Here is a 20,908-nt window from a genome sequence, read left to right on the forward strand (position 1 = left end):
ATAGTCTAAATAATATAAGTTTCATATCAAAAACCTATCCAATAAATAATATGAATACATAGAACAACAAAATTTCATATCTAAAAAACTATTTTGAGGCTTAGTTTAACTTATATTTCCAGACAAAAAAATTATATAATATACTTGACAAGTATAATTTGATTTATTCTAATTATTTACTGTCGATTATTCGATTTTTTTCTTATTTTTTTGTTGCATATAAGTATGTGTTTATGGTACGATTTACATGGTGAAATAAATAAAGGGAGGTGAAAAATAAATATTCGTGAAAAAGTTTTCAAATTGAGGTATTTTATGGTTAATAAATTATAATAGTATCACCTCAATTAATAATGTCAAAGCGAATATCTAGGTAATCACTTTAAAACAACAGTTTTTATATTTAGGTTCACAGAATTCATGTGTATGTTTAATAAGAAATAAATTTAATCTGTGAAGAGATAGTAGTTTATTTATTTAAGTTGACAAGTAATTGAATGAAGTATTTAGAAATTTTTCAAAAAAATAAAGACAGTATTTATTTGTATAAATACATGTTGCTTTATTCAAAACTCCTTTAAAAAGGCAATAGTAAGGTGATTACACCGTTTGCCATAAAAGGAGGAATTTAGTTTGTAAAATACTATCAAGTAAAAAAATAAGAATTGCATATAGTAAAGAGTTTCACATTTAATTAGTAGTAGTTAAATTAGAAAAAATTACTAGAGTGATGAATTTAGAAGTTAGATATAAAATTATCCATTGTGTTATGGCAATATTGTATTTAAGCTAAATAATAATTAATGAACTAATAATTTATAGTTTGGTTTTTTGTGGTGTCAATTTATAAAGATAACAGGTTATAAATATACCTGAAAATAATGAATTTATATAATTTAAATTTATAGCTATATTATTTTGAATTTATTGACAATAAAGATGTTAATCTTTATTCCATGAAAACATCTAGATTCTACAAATAAAAACGCAATTATCTTAATAATTATTACGAATTGTTTTACAAAACAATATCACCATATCTTTCATTGAAAGAAAGAGTCTGGATAAAACGTAGAAAATATAAAAATACAATTAAGAAAGGATTTAAACTTATGAGCACAACAGTAAATAAAAAGGGTAAATTCCCTATAGGATTTTATATCTGTGCAACAACTTTCTCGTTTGAAAGAGCAGCATATTATTCTGCAAAGTTTTTAATTTATATATTCCTTACAACAGCAATTGTTAAAGGTGGTCTTGGAATAGATAAAGGACAAGCAGCTATAATGCAAGCTAACCTTGTTGCATTCACATATCTTGCGCCAATAATTGGAGGATATATATCAGATAGATGGATAGGAGCTAGGTATACTATACCTATAGGTATGCTTATCATGGGGATAGGATACTATCTTGGTTCTATTGCAACTACAGCTTCTATGGTAAATGCAATGATAATTCTAGTTTCAATTGGTACTGCATTCTTTAAAGGAAATGTATCAGCAGTAAATGGACAACTTTTTGATAATCAAGAAGAACTTGATACAGCATTCTCAGTACAATATTCTTTTGTTAATATAGGTTCTTTCATCGGAACAACAGCAGTAGGTATACTTTATGCTAATACATTCATGAAAAATGGAGTATATGGTTTCTCTCAATGTTTCTTCATAGCAGCTGTTCTTTGTGTAATTGGTGCAATATGGTTCACATATGGATGGAGATTCCTTGGAAATGCAGGAAAAAGACCTTTTAAAGAAGGTGTGGTAGCTGAGAAAGTTGAAGAAAAAGATAATGCTCCTCTTACAAGTATGGATAAGAAGAGAATTTGGGCTATTATACTTATTTCATTCTTCTCTGTAATTTTCTGGTTATTCTGGTACCTAACTTATCTTGCAGTTTATGATTATGGTGCAGCGTTTGTAAACATGACTATTGGAGGATTTGACATTCCTTTAGCTTGGTTTGACTCATTAAATGCACTTGTATGTATTGTACTAGGACCAGTTCTTGGAGCATTATGGTTTAAACTTGCCAGTAGACCACAAGGTGATATAAGTTTATTTAAAAAGACAGGTCTTGGATTAATATTCTTAGGTCTTGCATTCTTAATGCTTGTTGGAGCAGAGCTTACAAGAGGTGTTGGAGCTCCTGAAACTGTTAAAGCTAGTATAATATGGATAATTATGTTTGGTATACTTCTAAGTTTTGGAGAAATGTTATTCTCACCACTTGGGAACTCTTTCGTAAGTAAGTATGCTCCTAAAAAACTTCTAGGTGTTCTTATGGGAGTTTGGACATTTGCTACTTTTATAGCTGGTCAAGGATATGGATATATATATGCATTTACTCTTAAATTTGATATGATTAAAGTATATACTATAATTCCAGTGATACTATTTGTTGCAGCTATATTATTATTCTTATTTGACAAGACATTAAGTAAACTTGTTGAGGAAGATAACTAATCAATAAATAACTATTATACTAATGAGATTAATTTAGTATGGTTATATTGTATTAGATTGATATAAAGCTAATTGTTAATAATCATAAAGTGTTACTTTTTAACACGATATATGGTGAAATAAGTTTGTTAAATAAAATATATAAATAAAAATACTAGTCAATTAAGACTAGTATTTTTATTTATTGTTAAATCAGATAAAGAATTAATACACAATTTCTCCACTTAAAATAGTATAGGCGCTTCCTCCAATTTTTACAGAAGTGATATCATTGTTTTCTTTACATATATTTACATATACCTTTCCAGGTCTATTTATGAAGTTTCCTTCTTCACCAATAAAGTCAGTTTTATCTAAAATATTGTGTTGTACTATATAAGATGATACACAAGCATTGCCAGTTCCACATACAGGGTCTTCTGTGACTCCAACATATGGAGCTATAGATCTTAAATGATAGTCACAATTTTTATCTATAGTTTCTATACAAAATGGAGTTATTCCAATTAGATTATTATCAGCACTAAATTCTTTTATTTTATTTAAGTCTGGAGAAATATTTTCTAAATCATCTAGAGACTTTAATCCAAAAACAAGCCACCAAATTCCTGTATTTACTTTCATAATTGGATATTCAAGAAGTCTATCTTCTTTTACACCTATCATTTGTGCAATCTCTTTTTTATAGCTATTTAGATTTTCGAATTTAGGAGGATTTTGTTCCATCATAAATATGTTTTCATTATCTATTTCCTTAAGTTCTACAGATAGTACACCAGCTTTTGTCTCTTGATAAAAGATATTCTTATTAGTATTAAGTTTTCCTTCTTCTAAAAGAGCATGGAATGTTCCTATTGTAGCATGACCACACAAGTCAACTTCTAAGCCAGGTGTGAAAAATTGAACCTTGAAATCTGCTACATCAGATTCTGAAACAAATGCAGTCTCTGATAAATTCATTTCCTTTGCTATATTCTGTTTGATTTCGTCAGAAATATTGGATGCATCAGTGACTACACCAGCAGGATTTCCTCCAAAAGGTATTGTTGTAAATGCATCAACTTGTTTGATTTTAACTTTATTCATCTTTAAGACCCCCTTTTATTTTTTGTGAAATATAAATTTCATGTTGTATGTATTGATTTCCAATATATAAAATATTAGAATTTTTTGTCCAAATTGAAATAGCTTCATTACCTTCAGATAAATTTCCTGTTAATATTTCAGACTCATCTACAATTAAAAGAATACCTTTATAAAGTTTTTTGTTTTTAAGTGTAGTTTCATTACCTCCATGGATATGAATATTGCTTAGACCTTCTATCTTTTTATCTTCCAAAAGTAGTATTTCAACATTAACATTTTTTTTAGAAGCAGTTAAAAGCTCATCTTTTAGGTCTAGAATTTCTTCATGAGAACAAGAAATTATAATTTCTTGTTTGGCGTTATTTATCATTTCGATTGCTTTTTTTAATATATTTTTAGAGCTTTTTATGTTTAAAACATATTCTATACTTTTTCCTTTATTTAATATCTGTAAGTTGTTTTCTAGTTTGTCCATAGAATTATTGAATTCTTCTTTTTTACTTTTTAGTAATTCATTAGGGTTTATAGGTACATATTTTATAGGGTCAGTTTCAATATTGATAATTATATTATTGTTAAGTAATTTTGTTATATTTTCGTAGACTTTTGATTGTGGTACACCTGATAATTTACTTATTTCATAACCAGTTAGAGGATTTTCCTTTAGTAATGATATGTAGATTTGTGATTCATATTTGGTAAATCCTATGTTTTGTAGTTCGTTAACTATAGTATCCATATATAAACTCCTTTAACAAAAGTATAATAACTACCTTAGTAGGTACTGATATTATTTTATAATGTATATATATAATTGTCAATCATACAAAGCAAAAAATTAAGTTATAAATTAGAAAAGTTTTTTAGTATATTTTTGAAATGAAGCTCAAATTTAGTTAACATATATATAAAATTTACAGATTTCTATAATTACTACATAAGTAACTATTGAATTTTCATAAATAAGTTTAATTAATGTTTGATTATGATGATAATCTTAAGAGTGTTAAAAATAGATGGTTACAAAAAAGTGACTAATTGAACTAGTACATAAGTCGTAGTATATTAATATCAAGAAAACAATAAAATAATAAAGGAGATATATATTATGGCAAAAATAATAAATAACAATGAATTTATAAATGAAGTAAATAACAAAGAAGGATTAGTAGTGGTGGATTTCTTTGCTACATGGTGTGGACCTTGTAAAATGTTATCACCAGTATACGAGGCTTTAGGAAACGAAATGTCTGAAAAAGCAAATTTCTTAAAAGTAGATATAGACCAAAGTATGGAATTAGCCCAAAAGTTTGAAGTTTCTACAGTACCAACTGTAATAATATTTAAAGATGGTAAACCTATAGATAGATTAATAGGGTTTATACCTAAAGATAATTTGAAAAATAAAATTGAATCATATATATAACTAATTTCAATTATATATATAAATAAAAAACTCATCATAAAATGAGTTTTTTTATTTATAAGATTTATTTATGTAGTTACAAATAAGTGCCTAATTGTCAGTGATATTGGCTATTGATATTATATTTATATAAAAGAAAAAAGAAAGGTTACTAGAAAATAGGTGAGATTATGAGATACGACATTGAAATAATAGGAAGTGGACCAGCAGGACAAGGTCAAACTGCTGTATCTAGTGCAATTTCACATTTAGATAAACAGAAAATAAAAAAATCTGTACTTGTTGATACTTATTAAGTAAAAGTAAATAGTAGTACTAGTGGTTGTAACTATAAGTTTATATTTATAATATAGTTAATAAATTTTTACATATATTTGAAATTATTATAAGTATTTATTGTTGTTTTATACAATATTGAAAGAAGTTATTTCAAAATAAAGATTTGACTACAGAAAAAAGTGGACTTTATCAGATGAGTCCACTTTTTTTGTAAAGTGTTGAATAGTCTATATGTAAATAAAAAAGGGTATCTCATTTATAATTTAAGAATATTGTAAGACATCCCCTTTTTAAGTGTGCAATAAAATTGTCTTTTTAGCTATTACTTATCTATTACTAAAAAGGAATAAAAAAATTTTATTTAAAAGCCAAATTTTTAATAGCATATAAATAATTCTCTTTCGTATTTTTAAATTTAATAAACTCAAGTTTTAGTTATGAGCTTGTTTAATATAGGTTATGTTCTTGTAAAGAATTTTGTTAATTAATTCTTATTAATCTATATTTTGGAATTATTAAATATGATGAACAAGTTAATAGTTATATTGGTAGAGATATTAAATAGAATATTAATTAAGCATAAATTTGACAAGTATGAATATTTAAATAATAATAAGGTTAGATTTTATATAAGAATTAAATAATTATAATATAATTAACATTCAATAAACATTAATTATATATAATGATTAAGTTGATATTTTATTTAGGAGATGATTATATGAGAGTATTAATAATAGAAGATAATAAAGAGCTTTCTTATAATATGAAGATAGGGCTGGAAAATGAAGGATTAGTAGTAGATATAGCAAATTGCGGATTAGATGGAGAAGAGAAAGCATTTATAAATGACTATGATGCTATATTATTAGATTTAAATTTACCAGATAGAGATGGAATAGAGATATTAGAATTTTTTAGAAGTAATAATCTAAATACTCCTATAATAATTGTAACAGCAAGAGATGGAGTAAATGAATTGGCAAAAGGTCTTGATTTGGGAGCTGATGATTATATAGTAAAGCCATTTCAAATTATAGAATTGAGAGCTAGGATACAAGCAGTTATAAGAAGATTTTATGGTAGGACAAATTCAAATATAGAGGCAGGTCCTCTTACAATAAGTCCATCATCTAGAAAAGTGTATGTGTATAACAAAGAAGTAAACTTAGGAACTAAAGAATTTGATATAGCAGAATATATTGCAAGTAGATATCCAGATATTGTATCAAGTATAGATATATCAGAACATGTTTATGATGAATACTTTGACCCATTATCATCTGTATTAAGGGTGCATATAGCTAGATTAAAAAAGAAATTAAGAGAAGTTGCAGGAAAAGAGATAATAATAACTACTAGAGGGATAGGATATTCTATATGCAAGGATTAAAAGATAAAAAAACTATAGTTTTAATTTTATATTCTGTTATAGTCTTTATAATTTTTACAGTAGGTTTGAAATATATTATAAATATATCTAATACAAGTAAAGAATTAATAGCTAATGATTCAAATTCATATTATGGAACGAATATAGATAATACTTATAACACTATGGAAGATAAGACTTTAGATAAAAGATTAAGTTTTGATTATAATACTGTACTTAATAGTAACTTTAATATAATTATAATGTTATTTTTTGCCTTTACAGTAACCTCTAACTTTATCCTTTTATCAATATTGAATAGACTAGAGTTTAAAGAAAGAATGGAGATATTAAATAATATAAATAATATAGAAGATGAAGACGAAGTGTTGAGTATAGACCCTATTATGTCTAAAGTATATAAAGATTTAAAAGATAAATTTGATTCTCATATTGAAGATTATAAAAGATTAAATTCATATTTATCTCATGAACAAAAAAATGCCATAGCAATACTTAGAACAAGCTTAGAATTAAGCGGAAATGAAGAACTATTGAATACTCTCAATAAAGTTGCAAATAATGTAGAAGATGTACTTGCAATAAGTGATACAAAAAATAATGAAGATATGTATGAAGTTGACATAGCTTTAATATGTGCACAAGTATGTGACCACTATTCTAAAGTATATGCTAATTTAAGTTTTGATTTTGATGAAGATGAAAATATGAGTATCTATGGGAAAGAAAAGTGGATTTATAGAGGTGTATCCAATCTTTTAGACAATGCAATAAAATATGGTGAAGGTAAAGATATATGTGTAAATGTGAAAAATCAAAAAGGTAGTGTTATTGTATCAGTAAGAGATAATGGCATTGGAATGAGCAAACAGAGTATGAAAAAAATATTTTACGATAGATATAGAATAAATGAATTAAATAAAGATGGATATGGTATAGGTCTTAGTTTAGTAAAACATGTATGTAACTTATGTAATGGATTTATATGGGTAGAAAGTGAAGAAGGTAAAGGGTCAATTTTTTATTTAGTATTTAAAGAATATAAAGAATAAATTAAGATAGATATAATAACTCTAAGACACTATTGAATTGGTAAGAGGAGATGTGAAGTGTATATTTTAAATAATGCAATCAAAAACTTACTTAGAAATAAATTGCGTAATTCATTTAGTACAGTTGTTATATTATTGATGGTCTTAGCAATATTAATTTCCTCAATAATAAATTCAAACGTTAATGTGATAAAGGCGAATTATGAGAAAAAATTTGAATCAGAAGTTCAAATTAAGCTTGATGCTAAAAAGATTGTTCAAAGTGATTCAGGAGAATCTCTAATAAAATATAGTAACTTGAGTGTAAATGATTATTTAAATTTTGCAAAGTCAAAATATGTAAAAAAAGTATCTTTTATTGGAAATATCACAGCACACTTTGATAATAAAAAATATAATTCTAATGATGACAGACAAATCTTATATGATGATATGAGGGCTGAGAATTGCGGGATTATGGGATATACAGAAAAGAATGAAAGTCTTAAGCACTATAATCTGGAAAAGGTAAAAGGGCGATTATTTCAAAAAGATAATGAATGTATGGTAAGCGAAGAATTTATTGATATTAATAAGTTGAAAATTGGAGATACGATATCTCTATTAAGTGATTATAGTACTAATACAAAACTGAATTTAAAAATAGTAGGAACATATAATAAAAAAGATAATAAGAATGTTAACGATATAGAAATAGCTCAAGATGAAAGTATATATGATAATATATTAACTACGTATAATACTTTAGTAGAATTTGAAAAGAAGATTGAATCAGAAAATCCAATAATTTATACAAATGCTAGGTTTTTATTGATAGACTCTAATAGTAGAAAAGATTTTGAGAAAGAGGTAAGAGATAAAGGTCTAAGTGACATTTATAAAGTTACTATAGATGAGTTTGCGTACAGTAAATTAATAACTCCAATGCAACATTTGTCTAATATAGCTTTTACAGTTACGCTTGGAATATTAATATTAGGTTCGATATTATTGATGATAAATTCTATAATATCAATAAAAAAAATAAAGTATTACATTAGTGTGTTAATATTAACTGGAATGCCTAAATTTAAGATAGTTCAGAGTTTCATATGTGAAAGTATTATGATAACTTTAGTATGCCTTATACTTGGAGGAGGAATTGTAAGTATATCAGCTTCAAAACTATCAAATTATGTTTTTGAATATCAAAATCAATATAATGTAATACATAATGTTGATTTACTGAATAATAGAGAATATAAAAATATAGATATAAATAGTGATGATATCAAACAAGAAATAAAAAGTTTAAGAGATAAATTGATTCCAAATCTGATATTTAAGATAATTATTGTAGCGATAATATTGATATTATTAACTAGCATAGTGGCCATATATAGTACAATTGTATATAAACCAATACAGATAATTTATGATAGAAATTAGGTGATGTAGATTGGTAATACTAGAACTGATAGATGTTAATTACAAGTATGAGGGAAGTAATAAATATGTATTAAAAGATGTAAGTGCCAAATTTGAAACTGGAAAAATGTATGTTGTTATAGGAAAGCCTCGGGCAGGAAAGAGTACTTTGTTATCTATAATATCAGGTCTTGATGATTATACTGATGGAAGTATTATTTACAAGGGTAAGGATTTAAGAGATATAAATAAGGATATGTATAGAAATAAAGATGTAGGAGTCATATTTAAAGATTATAACTTATTAAATAATGAAACTATTTTGGAGAATATGTTTTTACCAATGAGAATTAGTGAAAATAAGAAAAAGAATAAGAGGGAAATAGCATGTAAAATTCTACAAAAGGTAGGAATTGATAGAGAAAAAGTACTGGATAGAGTAGAAAACTTATCTTATTATGATAAACAAAAAGTGTGTATTGCTAAGTCATTATCTAATAATCCTGACTTAATAGTATGTGATGATATTATAGAAAGCACGGATGATAAAAGTGAAGAAAGTCTAATAAATGTGTTTTACAATTTGGCACATAAAGATAATAAATGTGTGATAATAGCAACAAGTTCAGAGGAAGTTGCTTTATTTGCTGATGAGATATGGGGAATAAATAATGGAAAATTAATGTTTATAAAAAGTAAAGAAAAGAATATGGATTAAACTTTAAAGAAGTTGTTTCAGTTTATATTGAAATTATATGAAAAATATTTAAATTACACGAAAATGAGCTACAGTTGGGGGGAACTGTAGCTCATTCTATTTTGGGGGAGATAGGTTGAACTTATTGGTTATCCGTATCATATTTTTAGTATAGTCACTTATTTTAGATTATATACATTTTTTTATAAATTTTACATAAAATGTTAAATGTTATAATTGCTTAGATATTATTAGAAGTGATAAAGTTATAATTAGAGAAAATTAATGAAAAAATGTATTATAAATAATTGGAAAATATTATATAAGGTATTAAAATATTAATGTATTTACAGCAATTTAGGAAAAAATACGAAATCTATTCATAAATACAAAATAAAAATATAATTTAAAAAATATTTGATAAAAATTTCATATAAAGAATATTTTATATTAATCTCATTTTAGGTATATCTATTAAAAAAAAACTTATAATACAATATAATTTAAATTTCAATAAATACTTAATAAATGCGCATTTAGATACTTGAAAATACTGGAAAATATATGGTGTAATAAAAAATCTTGAATAACTTTAAAGAATTGAATATATATAATAAATATTTAAATATATTTAAATAAAAAAATACAAAAAACGACAATTATATAGTGTGCAATTAAAATATTTTGCAATTGTAGTATTATAGGGGAAAATGCAAAATATATGCGAAAGTGAAATTTTAAATATTGACATTAAATTAAATATAATATACTATGTAAGTGTGATGAAACATTTTTTTCAGAGGGGATTTATAGTGAATATAAAAAAAGTATTTAATAACAATGTAGTAGTAAGCTCCCTAGAAGATGGCACAGAAATAATTGTAACTGGTGCTGGAGTTGGATTCAAGAAAAAAGTAGGAGATTTGATAGATGAAAGTTTGATTTCTAAGAAATATTTTGTTCAAGATAATCAAAAAGACAAATACAATCAAATACTTAATAAAACCTCAATTGAATATTTTAAAATTTCAGAAGAAATTATAGAAAGAGCTAATGAAGTTTTAAATACTCAAGTAAATGATTCAATAATATTGGCTTTAACTAGTCACATAGAATTCGCTGTCCAAAGAGAAAAACAGGGTATAAAATTACCAAACCTGATACTTAATGAAACAAAACAACTTTATAGAGAAGAATTTGAATTTGGATTATGGGCAATTGATGAAATTGAAAAAAAGATAGGTATAAAGTTGCCTGAAGATGAAGCAGGGTATATTGCTATTCATATAATCAATGGATTAGAAAATTCTCAAAAAGATGAAGGTATTAATATACTAGAGTTTTCAAAACAAGTTGTTCAGATAATAGAAGAAGTACATGGATTTAAATTAGATGTAAACTCACTGAATTACTCTAGGCTTATAACTCACTTAAAGTTTTTCGTTCAAAGAATTTTAAGAAAAGAAACTTACAAAGATAGTGATGTTGAAGATATGTATAAACTAGTAAATAAAAACTATAATAAACCTAAAGTATGTACTGAAGAAATTGCAGCATTGGTATTAGACAGATTTGAATATAAAATTAGTAAAGAAGAAGAATTATATCTAATGATTCATATAAATAAAATAACAAACAGTGGTTGTTAGGATTGTAACTGATAAAGCAGGCAAAACCTAAGTCATTGAACTTAATTTTAGTTAAGTTTTTTGATTTAGGCTTTTTTATTGAATACAGACAGTGACTTTTAGGATTGTAACTGGTTAAGCAGGCAAAACCTAAATCATTGAACTTAATTATTAGATTAAGTTTTTTGATTTAGGTTTTTTTATTAAATAAACACAATGGCTTTTAGGATTGTAACTGATTGAGCAGGCAAAACCTAAATCATTGAACTTAGTTATTAGATTAAGTTTTTTGATTTAGGCTTTTTTATTAAATACAAACAGTGACTTTTAGGGTTGTAACTGGTTGAGCAGGCAAAACCTAAATCATTGAACTTAGTTATTGGATTAAGTTTTTTGATTTAGGTTTTTCTATAAATTAGATTATGTTTTTTATATAAAAATAGGAGGGTGAAAATATGAAAAAAAATAAGTTAGGTCTATGGAATTTCTTCCAAATGTTAGGAAAAACGTTTATGTTCCCAATAGCATTACTTAGTGTTTCTGGTATGATGCTAGGTCTTGGGGCTGGTTTTACAGATCCTAAGATGATTGCAATGGTTCCATTTCTAGGAAATGAATATGTTAATATGATTTTAAATTTCATGTTAACAATAGGATTATTTGCATTTAATAACTTGGGAGCATTATTTGCAATGGCAATTCCATTAGGATTATTAAAAAAAGAAAAAGAGTTTGGTGCATTTTCAGGTTTAGTAGGATTTATAGCAATGCATATAGGTACAAATTTTTATTTAACAAGAGCTGATTTATTAGTAGCAGCAGACCAAATGTCAACTAATGGTCAAGCCATGATTATGGGTATACAAACATATAACACAAGTGTTTTAGGTGGTATTATAGCAGGTTTAATTGTTTATGCAATGTATGATAAAGTTAGTAATTTGAAAATACCAGAATCACTAGGATTCTATAGTGGACCAAGATTAGTTCCAATTGTTAGTTTAATAGTTATGAGTATTGTGGGATTATTAATACCTATTGTTTGGCCACCATTTTTCAATGCGTTCCAAAGTTTAGGAAGATGGATTTCTTCAGCAGGGCCATTAGGATATTTTTCATATGCAGTAGCTGAAAGGGTTACAATACCATTTGGATTAAACCACCTTGTAACATCTGTATTCCGTTTTACACCAATAGGTGGAACTGCTGTTATTGATGGAGAAACATACTTTGGAACATTGAATATGTTTATGGCATATGTGGAGAATAATCAGATTATACCTCTTGATTTAGCTGGTAAAATGGAGCAAGGTAAATTAATGATTCAATATGGTTTAGCTGGAGCTGCATTAGCTATATATCGTACAGCAAAACCAGAAAATAGAAAAGCACTTAAAGGACTTTTAATATCAGGAGTGTTGACAGTTATTATAGGTGGAATAAGTGAACCAATAGAGTTTTTATTCTTATTTATCTCACCAGCATTATTTGCTTTCCATACATTTATGAATGGTTTAGCAAACATGGTACTTCCATACTTAGGTGTATTGATGGGATTCACAGGAGATTTAATAGCATTTATAAGTTTTGGAGTCTTGAGAGGAACAGCTACAGGATGGCCAATAGCAGTATTAGTAGCAGCTTTATACTTTGCAATATATTACTTTGTATTTAAATGGGCAATTCTTAAATTTAATATAAAAACTCCAGGACGTGAAGATAAAGAAATAAAAGTTTCTGAAGGAAATGGTTCAGATTTTAAAAATCTATCTACATACAAAGGTCAGCAAATGATAGCAGCACTAGGAGGGAAATCTAATATACTATCATTAGACAATTGTGTAACTAGATTACGTTTAAAATTAAAAGATGTATCACTAATAAATGAAGATGCAATTAAAGAAGCTGGTGGTATAGCAGTTGTTAAATTAGATGAACACACAATTCAAGTAATTATAGGTACTCAAGTGTATTCTTTAAGAAAGCAAATGGATAAGGCGATGGAAGGTCATTTGGAGGAATGTAATGATTAACTTTGATAAAAAAGTAAACCGATTGGGTACATATTGTACCCAATGGGATTATGTAGAAGATAGATTTGGAAAAAAAGGATTACTTCCTTTTACAATATCAGATATGGATTTGGAATTTCCAAATGAGATAACAGAAGTATTGAAAGAAAGATTAAATCATAGGGTATTAGGATATAGCAGATGGAAGCACGATGATTTCAAAGATTCTATCCGAAATTGGTACTCTAAGAGATTTAATTGCAGTATTGATAGCAATTGGATATACTACAGTCCAAGTGTAATGTATTCAATTAGTAAACTCATTGAAATTTTTAGTGATGAAGGAGATGGAGTATTACTAAACACTCCTGCATACAATGCTTTTTATGAAGTAATAGGAAATAACAATCGCAATATTATAAAATCTCCTCTTACAAATAAGAATGGATTTTACTCTATTGATTTTGATGATTTTGAGAAAAAATGTAAAGATTCTAAGATATTTATTTTATGCAATCCTCATAACCCAACAGGTAGGGTGTGGAGTGAATTAGAGCTTATTAAGATGGTAAGTATTTGTAAGGAAAATAATGTAAAAATAATATCAGATGATATACATATGGATATTGTATATGATAGTAAAATGACACCTGTTTTAAATGTGGCAGACAATTATTTGGAGTCTATATTTATTTGTACATCAGCATCTAAGTCTTTTAATATACCAGCATTGACTGGGTCATATGTAATTATACCTAATGAAGAGATAAGAACTAAGTTTGAAAATATAACTAGATATCGTGATTTTGTAAATTCACCAGCTATACTAGCTATTTTGGGAACAATGACTTGTTATAATGACTGTGAATATTGGCTAGATGAGTTACTGAAATACATTAAAGAGAATCTTCAATATACAATTAACTATATAGAAGATAATTTAAAGCCATTAAAATTGGTTATGCCAGAAGGTTGTTACTTTGCTTGGATTGATTTCTCGGAGCTTAAAATAAGTAGTGAAAAATTCCAAAATCTATTAATAGATATTGGTGAAGTTGCTATTATGGGAGGCAAGGTATATGGAGAAGAAAGTGAGTTTTATTTGAGGTTAAATGTGGCATGTTCAAGAGAAAAACTTGAAGATGGTTTAAATAGAATTAAAAAAACTATAGATTATATTGCAAAAAATATTTAATATAGAAGGGGAGATGATTATGAACTATTTAAAAACAATGGTTGATGTTATGACTACTGAAATGAATGCTATAAAGTGTTTAATAGATGAAGCAGGTCTTGAATATGAAAATATAGTTAATGAAATTGCAAACTGTAAAGGTAAAGTGATTTTTATGGGTGTAGGTAAATCTGCACATATAGGTAAAAAATTGGCAGCTACATTTGCAAGTACTGGTACACCAAGTTTTTTTGTACATGCAACAGAGGCAGTACATGGAGATTTAGGAATGATTGAAAGTCGAGATATTACAATTTTAATATCAAATAGTGGTAATTCTATGGAAGTTGTAAATTGTATAAAATATGTTAAGGCAATAGGTTCTAAAACAATTGCTTTTACCTCAAATAGAAATTCAGTATTGGCAAAAGAGTGCGATTATGCTTTAATATATCCTGCAAAGGATGAAGCTGACCACTTAAATTTAGCACCAACAACATCATCTACAATTACTTTGGTTTTAGGAGATTCTATTGCATGTGCATTATCTAAAAACAGTAATTTTGACTCAGCTGATTTTTATAAATATCATCCAGGAGGAAGTCTAGGTGAAAAACTAAAGGCAGCTAATAATGGTTAAAAGTAAAAAGGAGAGTATATTTTATGTTTAAAATGTTTAAGAAAAAATCAATAAAATCACCAATATCAGGAAAGGTAATAGAGTTATCTAAAATACCAGATGCTGTATTTTCTCAAAAACTTATGGGCGAAGGTGTAGCTATAGATTCTACAGGTGATATTGTTTATGCTCCATCTAATGGTAAGGTGGCAGTTTTAGCAGAAACTAAACATGCACTTGTTATAGAACTAGAAAATGGAATGGAACTTCTTATTCATGTTGGTTTAGATACTGTAAACTTAAAAGGTGAAGGATTTGAAGCATTAGTAAGTGTAGGAGACCAAGTAAAAGAGGGGACACCAATGTTAAAAATTGACCGTTCATTAATTGAATCAAATGGTATCTCACTTATTACTCCAGTTACAATAACTAATCATTCGGAGTACAATATGAATACATATAATGTAGGTAATAATGTAGAGGGTGGAAAAGATACTGTAATTGAGTTTAAATAAAAAGTATAAAATAAAAGATTACTGTCTATAAACTTATGTTGTACAATGTAAATTTAATATAAATATGTTAGATAAAAAGGGACTTACTTGATTTTAAATTGAGTAGTTCCTTTTATTTTATGTAATTAGTTTTATACTCTTCTCTTTGTATATAAGAATAGCTAATTATAAATAATAATTGTTCAAATAGAGATTTAAATATATTGTTTTGAGATACATTATAATTTAAACGTTGTATAATATATGAACTTCATAAACTTAAAATAGAAATGTTGACAATGATAATAAACTTTAGTAATATATGTTTATTGAAATAATAAACTATATACTGGAGGTGAATAATATGAAGATTGAAAATCTTTCTATTAAAGATATCAAAAAAGGTTATATATTCAATGCAGATTTAAATTGTTATAGTTGCATTATTTGTGGAAAAACGTATGAAGTAGGAGAAATATACAGAGTTGGTGACAGATTTTTTGAAGCATCAAGAGCTATTGAATTGCATACAGAATTAAAGCATGGTAACTATTTGGAACAATTGGTCAATAATGATTCAAAGTACAATACATTAACAGATAATCAAAAACAATTATTTAAATTATTTATTAGTGATTTATCAGATAAAGAAATTGCAAAAGAGCTTGGTGTATCTACTTCTACAATACGTCATCAAAAATTTATGTTTAGAGAAAAAGCAAAACAAGCTAAGCTATACTTGGCTTTATATGAATCTGTATTTGAAGATAAATCCAATAGGGATAGTATCATAATACCAATCCACGAACATGCCAAAATGGTAGATGAGAGATACGTAGTAACTGAAGAAGAAAGAAAACACATTTTAGAAACATCATTTGAAAGTATGAATCCTCTAAAATTAAAAGCTTTTTCATCAAAAGAAAAGAAAAAAGTTGTTATTTTGTCTAAAATTTTAGAACAATTTGAGCAAGGAAAGCAATATTCAGAAAAAGAAGTTAATCAAATTTTAGAGTCTATATATTATGATTTTGCAACGATTAGAAGATATTTAATTGAATATGGTTTTATGAGTAGAAATAAAGAATGTACAAAGTATTGGTTAACATAATAAAAAGCCAAAACCTATCAGTATATAAAGCTATTTCTTGCTTGATTAGCTGTGAAAGGAGTTAAAAATGAATGATGAGTTGAAATCTATTTTGTATAATGAAGGTGTAGACATTATTCGTTTTGTTGATATATCTGAATTTCAAATAAATCAAACACTAGGCTTTTCTAAGGCAATTTTATTTTGTATAGGATTATCAAAGAAGTTTATTAAAGATATATACAATAATTTACCTACAGACAGCGATGAGTTTTTGGAAAAAGAGGAAAAGGTGGAAAAACTAGCTGATTGGATTTCTGAATATCTTCAAAAAAAAGGTTATAGTGCTTATGCTCAATCAGAAAAAAATAATATAGAACACAGATACATTGAAAGAGGATATATTGACCCTAAGATGCAATCAGGTATTAGCCCTTTACCACATAAGACAATAGCGAATATTAGTGGTATTGGATTCATGGGAAAAAATAATTTATTTATCACTGAGGAATTTGGATGTGCTTTTAGCATGTGTACAGTACTTACGGATGCACCAATTTCTGTTGAAAAGCATCCTTTGATTGCTTCAAAATGTGGTGATTGCAGTGTTTGTGTAGAAAAATGCCCTGCAAAAGCTATACATGGAAATGCTTGGACTTTTCAAGGGGGAAGAGAGTCTATAATCGATATTTCTAAATGTTTTTGTGTTTTAAAATGTATGGTAAATTGCCAATGGTCATTGAAATATGCAAATCAAAAACTATAATCTAGATATGAGATAGATATTTTTATTATATTTTAGCTTTCTTAAAAAAATAAGCTTATAGGGTGCTTGATAATTGCACCCTTTTTAATATTATTAAATATAATAATTTAGACTGATGTTAATGATAGTCTGAATTAGGATTAATATTATTATATTTTTTATCAAAGTCAAGAATAAAGTAAAAATAAAATAATATGTCCTTCTTTATTTTTCTAAAAATGTATTGTATTATTGATTCAGTGGTAAATACGATGAAATTAAGTTGGATAACAATAATCATTCAGTATTTACATTACATTATAAGTGGGTTATGTGTATCAAATATAGAAGAAAAGTAACATATGATTTTGTGTGAAATGAACTAAAAAATATATTTATTCATATTACACCGAATTATGGAGTGGAGGAGAAAGATTATGAAAAAAGATACATCTCATGTAATTAAGCGGGCCGAGCGATTTCAGGTCATTTTGATTGGAGAAGGGCTTCTTGTAGGCGCTATAGCTGGTTTGATTGTACTTTTATATAGGATACTTTTGGGGCAGGCTGGTATCTGGCTTAACCAAATATTAAATTTTGCAAAAGGTTCAACTGTGAAAACAGCAGTTTGGTTTGCAGTGCTTGCACTGCTTGCGTGGATTGTATCAAGGCTAGTAAATTGGGAGCCAATGATTTCAGGTAGTGGTATTCCTCAGCTAGAAGGAGAGATGACAGGGAAAATCAAGCAAGTATGGTGGCGTGTGTTGCCAGCCAAATTTGTTGGAGGATTCTTATCGCTTATGGGTGGTCTTGCCTTGGGAAGAGAAGGACCTTCTATACAGCTTGGTGCTATGGCAGGAAAGGGTATTTCCAGAGCTCTTGATAGAGGAAAGACAGAGGAAAAGTTCTTGCTTACTTGTGGGGCAAGTGCAGGATTATCAGCAGCCTTTCATGCACCACTGGCAGGTGTCATGTTTTCACTGGAAGAAATACATAAAAACTTTTCAGTGTCTGTTTTGATTTCTGTGATGACAGCATCTCTAACAGCGGACTATATATCAGCTAATTTTCTAGGAATGGAATCAGTGTTCCAGTTTGATATTGGAAATGTGTTACCACAGAGTTATTATTGGTTGATACTGATTTTAGGTGTTGTGCTTGGCGTTATGGGGGCATTTTATAATTGGTTTACCTTATTTGTTCAGTCTTTATATAAAAAGATTCCCAAAATAGGTACATTTGGAAAAATATTGATTCCATTTTTTATGGCTGGTATTTTGGGTCTTTTGATGCCTGAGGTGCTTGGAAGTGGGCATAATCTGGTGGAAGCACTAACAAGCCATGAATATTTGTTGGGAATGGTAGTTTTGATTTTTGTCATCCGTTTTGTATTTTCGGCTGTTAGTTTTGGGTCTGGTGCGCCAGGAGGAATCTTCTTCCCGCTACTTGTTTTAGGAGCCTTTATTGGGGGAATGTTCGGAATGGTAGGTGTACAGTTTTTTGGAATGAACTTAGACTATGTCAATAATTTTATACTTCTGGCTATGGCAGGGTATTTTACTGCCATTGTACGTGCGCCTTTGACTGGAATTATATTGATTTTTGAAATGACAGGTTCTGTCAGCCAGATGCTTTCCCTATCCGTTATTTCAATTGTGGCGTATATTGTGGCTACACTTCTGAAATCTAAGCCGATTTATGAAAGTCTTCTGGAGAGATTACTTGAGAAAAATGGAGAACCTGTTCATAGAGAGAGGGGAGAGAAAATACTAGATCAGTTTTCCATTATGTTTGGTTCTCCTGTTGCTAACAAAGCAATTCAGGATATTCAATGGCCAGAAAATTGTCTTTTGGTAGCCATTCAAAGAGGAGGAGAAGAAATTATTCCAAAAGGAAAAACAATTCTTAAGGCAAGTGATATAATTGTTACCATGACAGATGAGAGAGACAGTAGTGTTGTGTATGATAAAATGGAAAAACTTTGCAAAGAAAATACATCATATATTGTCTAGGGATAATAAGCTATAAAAAAGATGTTTTCTGTGTGAATGAAAACTAGTAAATAATGTGTGTGTAGAATGTGGTCTGGACAATTCTAAGAGTGATATCAGCTATACTTTTAGATGGAGGTTAAATTATGATAGTAAGTGTAAGTAGAAGAACTGATATACCTGCTTTTTATAGTAAGTGGTTTTTTAACAGACTTAAAGAGGGTTTTGTGTATGTTGTTAATCCGATGAATCCAAAACAAGTCAGTAAGATAGAGTTAAATCCACATACTGTTGATTGCTTTATATTTTGGACAAAAGATGCAACTCCAATGATATGTGATTTGAACAAATTAAAAGACTACAAATATTATTTTCACTATACTATAACTCCATATGGTAAAGATGTAGAAACACGAATTTTAGATAAAAAGAAGATAATAGAGTCATTTAAAGAATTGTCTAAAAGCATAGGAAAAGAAAGAGTAATTTTGAGATATGACCCAATTTTTCTAAATGAAAAGTATAACTTAGATTATCATATAAAAGCATTTGAGAGATTATGTAGTCAACTTAATAGATTTACAGAAAAATGTATAATAAGTTTTATAGATTTATACAAGAAAACAAAAGTTAATACAAAGTCATTACATATAAAACCTATACAAATTAAAGAAATAGAAATATTGTCGAAGGAACTTTTTAGAATATCTAATAAGTATAATATAACACTTGAAATATGTTGTGATGAATATAATTTAAGTAAGTTTGGCATTGGAAAAAGTAAATGTATTGATGATAAGTTAATATCAAAGATTATAGGTAGTGAAGTGAAAGTCAAAAAGGATGATACACAAAGGGATATTTGTGGATGTGTTAAGAGTGTTGATATAGGGCAGTACAATACTTGTAGACATTATTGTTTATATTGTTATGCTAATTTTAATTATACACAAGTAGAAGAAAATTGTAGACTATATAATGAAGAAAATAAAGTACTTGTAGGTGCTATAAGAGAAGATGCAAAAATAACTGTTAGAGATATGAAGACTATAAAAATAGATAAAAACAATAATAATCAGATTAGTATATTTGATTAAAAGTAAATATAAAATGGTTACTATTTTAATATGTTGAAAAAATATATAAAAAAGTAAATGTAAAATAAACACTATTTTAATGTGTTAAAAAAATATAAAATTGTAATAATAGAACAAGTATAAATAGATATTTTCTATAAGATAATAATTACTATAAAATGTATGGGGTTATGACAATGCTCTAGAGAGAAGCAATTCAGTAATTGTACTGTTTAGCTTCTCTCTTTTAATATTTATTACTATTTATGGT

At 27.3% G+C, this 20,908-nt stretch carries 18 protein-coding genes; 16 read left to right on the plus strand and 2 right to left on the minus strand.

The window, feature by feature from the left end; translation table 11 throughout:
• The first annotated feature begins 1,112 nt into the window (after positions 1-1,112).
• On the plus strand, positions 1,113-2,468 hold the full coding sequence (locus IR151_RS07465; RefSeq protein WP_227433892.1) for a peptide MFS transporter: 1,356 nt from the start codon (positions 1,113-1,115) through the stop codon (positions 2,466-2,468).
• A 204-nt stretch (positions 2,469-2,672) separates the two neighbouring features.
• Here the strand turns inward: IR151_RS07465 and IR151_RS07470 are convergent, their stop codons facing one another.
• Positions 2,673-3,554 carry a PhzF family phenazine biosynthesis protein gene (locus tag IR151_RS07470; RefSeq protein ID WP_227433893.1) on the minus strand — a complete coding sequence of 294 codons (882 nt, stop codon included), beginning with the start codon at positions 3,552-3,554 and terminating at the stop codon, positions 2,673-2,675.
• Complete coding sequence (locus IR151_RS07475) at positions 3,547-4,293, minus strand: TrmB family transcriptional regulator (RefSeq protein WP_227433894.1); 747 nt, start codon at positions 4,291-4,293, stop codon at positions 3,547-3,549. The genes IR151_RS07470 and IR151_RS07475 overlap by 8 nt, the downstream gene beginning before the upstream one ends.
• Positions 4,294-4,662: 369 nt before the next feature.
• Between IR151_RS07475 and trxA the strand changes: the two genes are divergently transcribed.
• The 15 genes from trxA to IR151_RS07545 all read left to right on the plus strand — a co-directional run bounded on the left by trxA (position 4,663) and on the right by IR151_RS07545 (position 20,658).
• Positions 4,663-4,980, plus strand: a complete 318-nt coding sequence (trxA, locus tag IR151_RS07480; RefSeq protein WP_227433895.1) for a thioredoxin — start codon at positions 4,663-4,665, stop codon at positions 4,978-4,980.
• A 170-nt stretch (positions 4,981-5,150) separates the two neighbouring features.
• Positions 5,151-5,276 carry a hypothetical protein gene (locus IR151_RS20165; protein WP_255621538.1) on the plus strand — a complete coding sequence of 42 codons (126 nt, stop codon included), beginning with the start codon at positions 5,151-5,153 and terminating at the stop codon, positions 5,274-5,276.
• 704 nt (positions 5,277-5,980) lie between these two features.
• Positions 5,981-6,652, plus strand: coding sequence for a response regulator transcription factor (locus tag IR151_RS07485; protein WP_227433896.1), 672 nt, complete (start codon positions 5,981-5,983; stop codon positions 6,650-6,652).
• On the plus strand, positions 6,640-7,704 hold the full coding sequence (locus tag IR151_RS07490) for a sensor histidine kinase (RefSeq protein ID WP_227433897.1): 1,065 nt from the start codon (positions 6,640-6,642) through the stop codon (positions 7,702-7,704). The genes IR151_RS07485 and IR151_RS07490 overlap by 13 nt, the downstream gene beginning before the upstream one ends.
• A gap of 57 nt (positions 7,705-7,761) precedes the next feature.
• A complete protein-coding gene (locus tag IR151_RS07495; RefSeq protein WP_227433898.1) occupies positions 7,762-9,132 on the plus strand; it encodes an FtsX-like permease family protein in 1,371 nt (456 codons plus the stop codon).
• Positions 9,133-9,142: 10 nt separating this feature from the next.
• On the plus strand, positions 9,143-9,829 hold the full coding sequence (locus tag IR151_RS07500; protein WP_227433899.1) for an ATP-binding cassette domain-containing protein: 687 nt from the start codon (positions 9,143-9,145) through the stop codon (positions 9,827-9,829).
• Between the two features lie 791 nt (positions 9,830-10,620).
• Positions 10,621-11,457, plus strand: coding sequence for a PRD domain-containing protein (locus IR151_RS07505; RefSeq protein ID WP_227433900.1), 837 nt, complete (start codon positions 10,621-10,623; stop codon positions 11,455-11,457).
• 434 nt (positions 11,458-11,891) lie between these two features.
• Positions 11,892-13,469 (plus strand): PTS transporter subunit EIIC, encoded by a 1,578-nt coding sequence (locus IR151_RS07510; protein WP_227433901.1) that lies wholly within the window; start codon positions 11,892-11,894, stop codon positions 13,467-13,469.
• Positions 13,462-14,643 carry a MalY/PatB family protein gene (locus tag IR151_RS07515; protein WP_227433902.1) on the plus strand — a complete coding sequence of 394 codons (1,182 nt, stop codon included), beginning with the start codon at positions 13,462-13,464 and terminating at the stop codon, positions 14,641-14,643. The genes IR151_RS07510 and IR151_RS07515 overlap by 8 nt, the downstream gene beginning before the upstream one ends.
• A 19-nt stretch (positions 14,644-14,662) precedes the next feature.
• Entirely contained in the window at positions 14,663-15,262 is a 600-nt protein-coding gene (locus tag IR151_RS07520; RefSeq protein WP_227433903.1) for a KpsF/GutQ family sugar-phosphate isomerase, read from the plus strand.
• A 23-nt stretch (positions 15,263-15,285) separates the two neighbouring features.
• The gene (locus tag IR151_RS07525) at positions 15,286-15,756 is read left to right on the plus strand and encodes a PTS glucose transporter subunit IIA (RefSeq protein ID WP_227433904.1); all 471 of its coding nucleotides are present in this window, start codon (positions 15,286-15,288) and stop codon (positions 15,754-15,756) included.
• Positions 15,757-16,099: 343 nt separating this feature from the next.
• Entirely contained in the window at positions 16,100-16,846 is a 747-nt protein-coding gene (locus tag IR151_RS07530) for a DUF2087 domain-containing protein (RefSeq protein WP_227433905.1), read from the plus strand.
• Between the two features lie 67 nt (positions 16,847-16,913).
• The gene (locus IR151_RS07535) at positions 16,914-17,591 is read left to right on the plus strand and encodes an epoxyqueuosine reductase (protein ID WP_227433906.1); all 678 of its coding nucleotides are present in this window, start codon (positions 16,914-16,916) and stop codon (positions 17,589-17,591) included.
• Positions 17,592-18,007: 416 nt separating this feature from the next.
• The gene (locus IR151_RS07540; RefSeq protein WP_227433907.1) at positions 18,008-19,582 is read left to right on the plus strand and encodes a ClC family H(+)/Cl(-) exchange transporter; all 1,575 of its coding nucleotides are present in this window, start codon (positions 18,008-18,010) and stop codon (positions 19,580-19,582) included.
• A 125-nt stretch (positions 19,583-19,707) separates the two neighbouring features.
• Positions 19,708-20,658 carry a DUF1848 domain-containing protein gene (locus tag IR151_RS07545; RefSeq protein ID WP_227433908.1) on the plus strand — a complete coding sequence of 317 codons (951 nt, stop codon included), beginning with the start codon at positions 19,708-19,710 and terminating at the stop codon, positions 20,656-20,658.
• Positions 20,659-20,908 lie beyond the last annotated feature (250 nt).

Origin of the sequence: Clostridioides sp. ES-S-0006-03 (assembly GCF_020662275.1) — a bacterium.
Taxonomy (GTDB): Bacteria; Bacillota; Clostridia; order Peptostreptococcales; family Peptostreptococcaceae; genus Clostridioides.

What these genes read in the sequence shown, in the direction of transcription:
- IR151_RS07515 (WP_227433902.1), top strand. Translation starts at nt 13,462, where the DNA reads ATGATTAACTTTGATAAAAAAGTAAACCGATTGGGTACATATTGTACC.
- IR151_RS20165 (WP_255621538.1), top strand. Translation starts at nt 5,151, where the DNA reads ATGAGATACGACATTGAAATAATAGGAAGTGGACCAGCAGGACAAGGT.
- IR151_RS07490 (WP_227433897.1), top strand. Translation starts at nt 6,640, where the DNA reads ATGCAAGGATTAAAAGATAAAAAAACTATAGTTTTAATTTTATATTCT.
- IR151_RS07540 (WP_227433907.1), top strand. Translation starts at nt 18,008, where the DNA reads ATGAAAAAAGATACATCTCATGTAATTAAGCGGGCCGAGCGATTTCAG.
- IR151_RS07510 (WP_227433901.1), top strand. Translation starts at nt 11,892, where the DNA reads ATGAAAAAAAATAAGTTAGGTCTATGGAATTTCTTCCAAATGTTAGGA.
- IR151_RS07525 (WP_227433904.1), top strand. Translation starts at nt 15,286, where the DNA reads ATGTTTAAAATGTTTAAGAAAAAATCAATAAAATCACCAATATCAGGA.
- IR151_RS07465 (WP_227433892.1), top strand. Translation starts at nt 1,113, where the DNA reads ATGAGCACAACAGTAAATAAAAAGGGTAAATTCCCTATAGGATTTTAT.
- IR151_RS07535 (WP_227433906.1), top strand. Translation starts at nt 16,914, where the DNA reads ATGAATGATGAGTTGAAATCTATTTTGTATAATGAAGGTGTAGACATT.
- IR151_RS07545 (WP_227433908.1), top strand. Translation starts at nt 19,708, where the DNA reads ATGATAGTAAGTGTAAGTAGAAGAACTGATATACCTGCTTTTTATAGT.
- trxA (WP_227433895.1), top strand. Translation starts at nt 4,663, where the DNA reads ATGGCAAAAATAATAAATAACAATGAATTTATAAATGAAGTAAATAAC.
- IR151_RS07530 (WP_227433905.1), top strand. Translation starts at nt 16,100, where the DNA reads ATGAAGATTGAAAATCTTTCTATTAAAGATATCAAAAAAGGTTATATA.
- IR151_RS07485 (WP_227433896.1), top strand. Translation starts at nt 5,981, where the DNA reads ATGAGAGTATTAATAATAGAAGATAATAAAGAGCTTTCTTATAATATG.
- IR151_RS07520 (WP_227433903.1), top strand. Translation starts at nt 14,663, where the DNA reads ATGAACTATTTAAAAACAATGGTTGATGTTATGACTACTGAAATGAAT.
- IR151_RS07475 (WP_227433894.1), bottom strand. Translation starts at nt 4,293, where the DNA reads ATGGATACTATAGTTAACGAACTACAAAACATAGGATTTACCAAATAT.
- IR151_RS07470 (WP_227433893.1), bottom strand. Translation starts at nt 3,554, where the DNA reads ATGAATAAAGTTAAAATCAAACAAGTTGATGCATTTACAACAATACCT.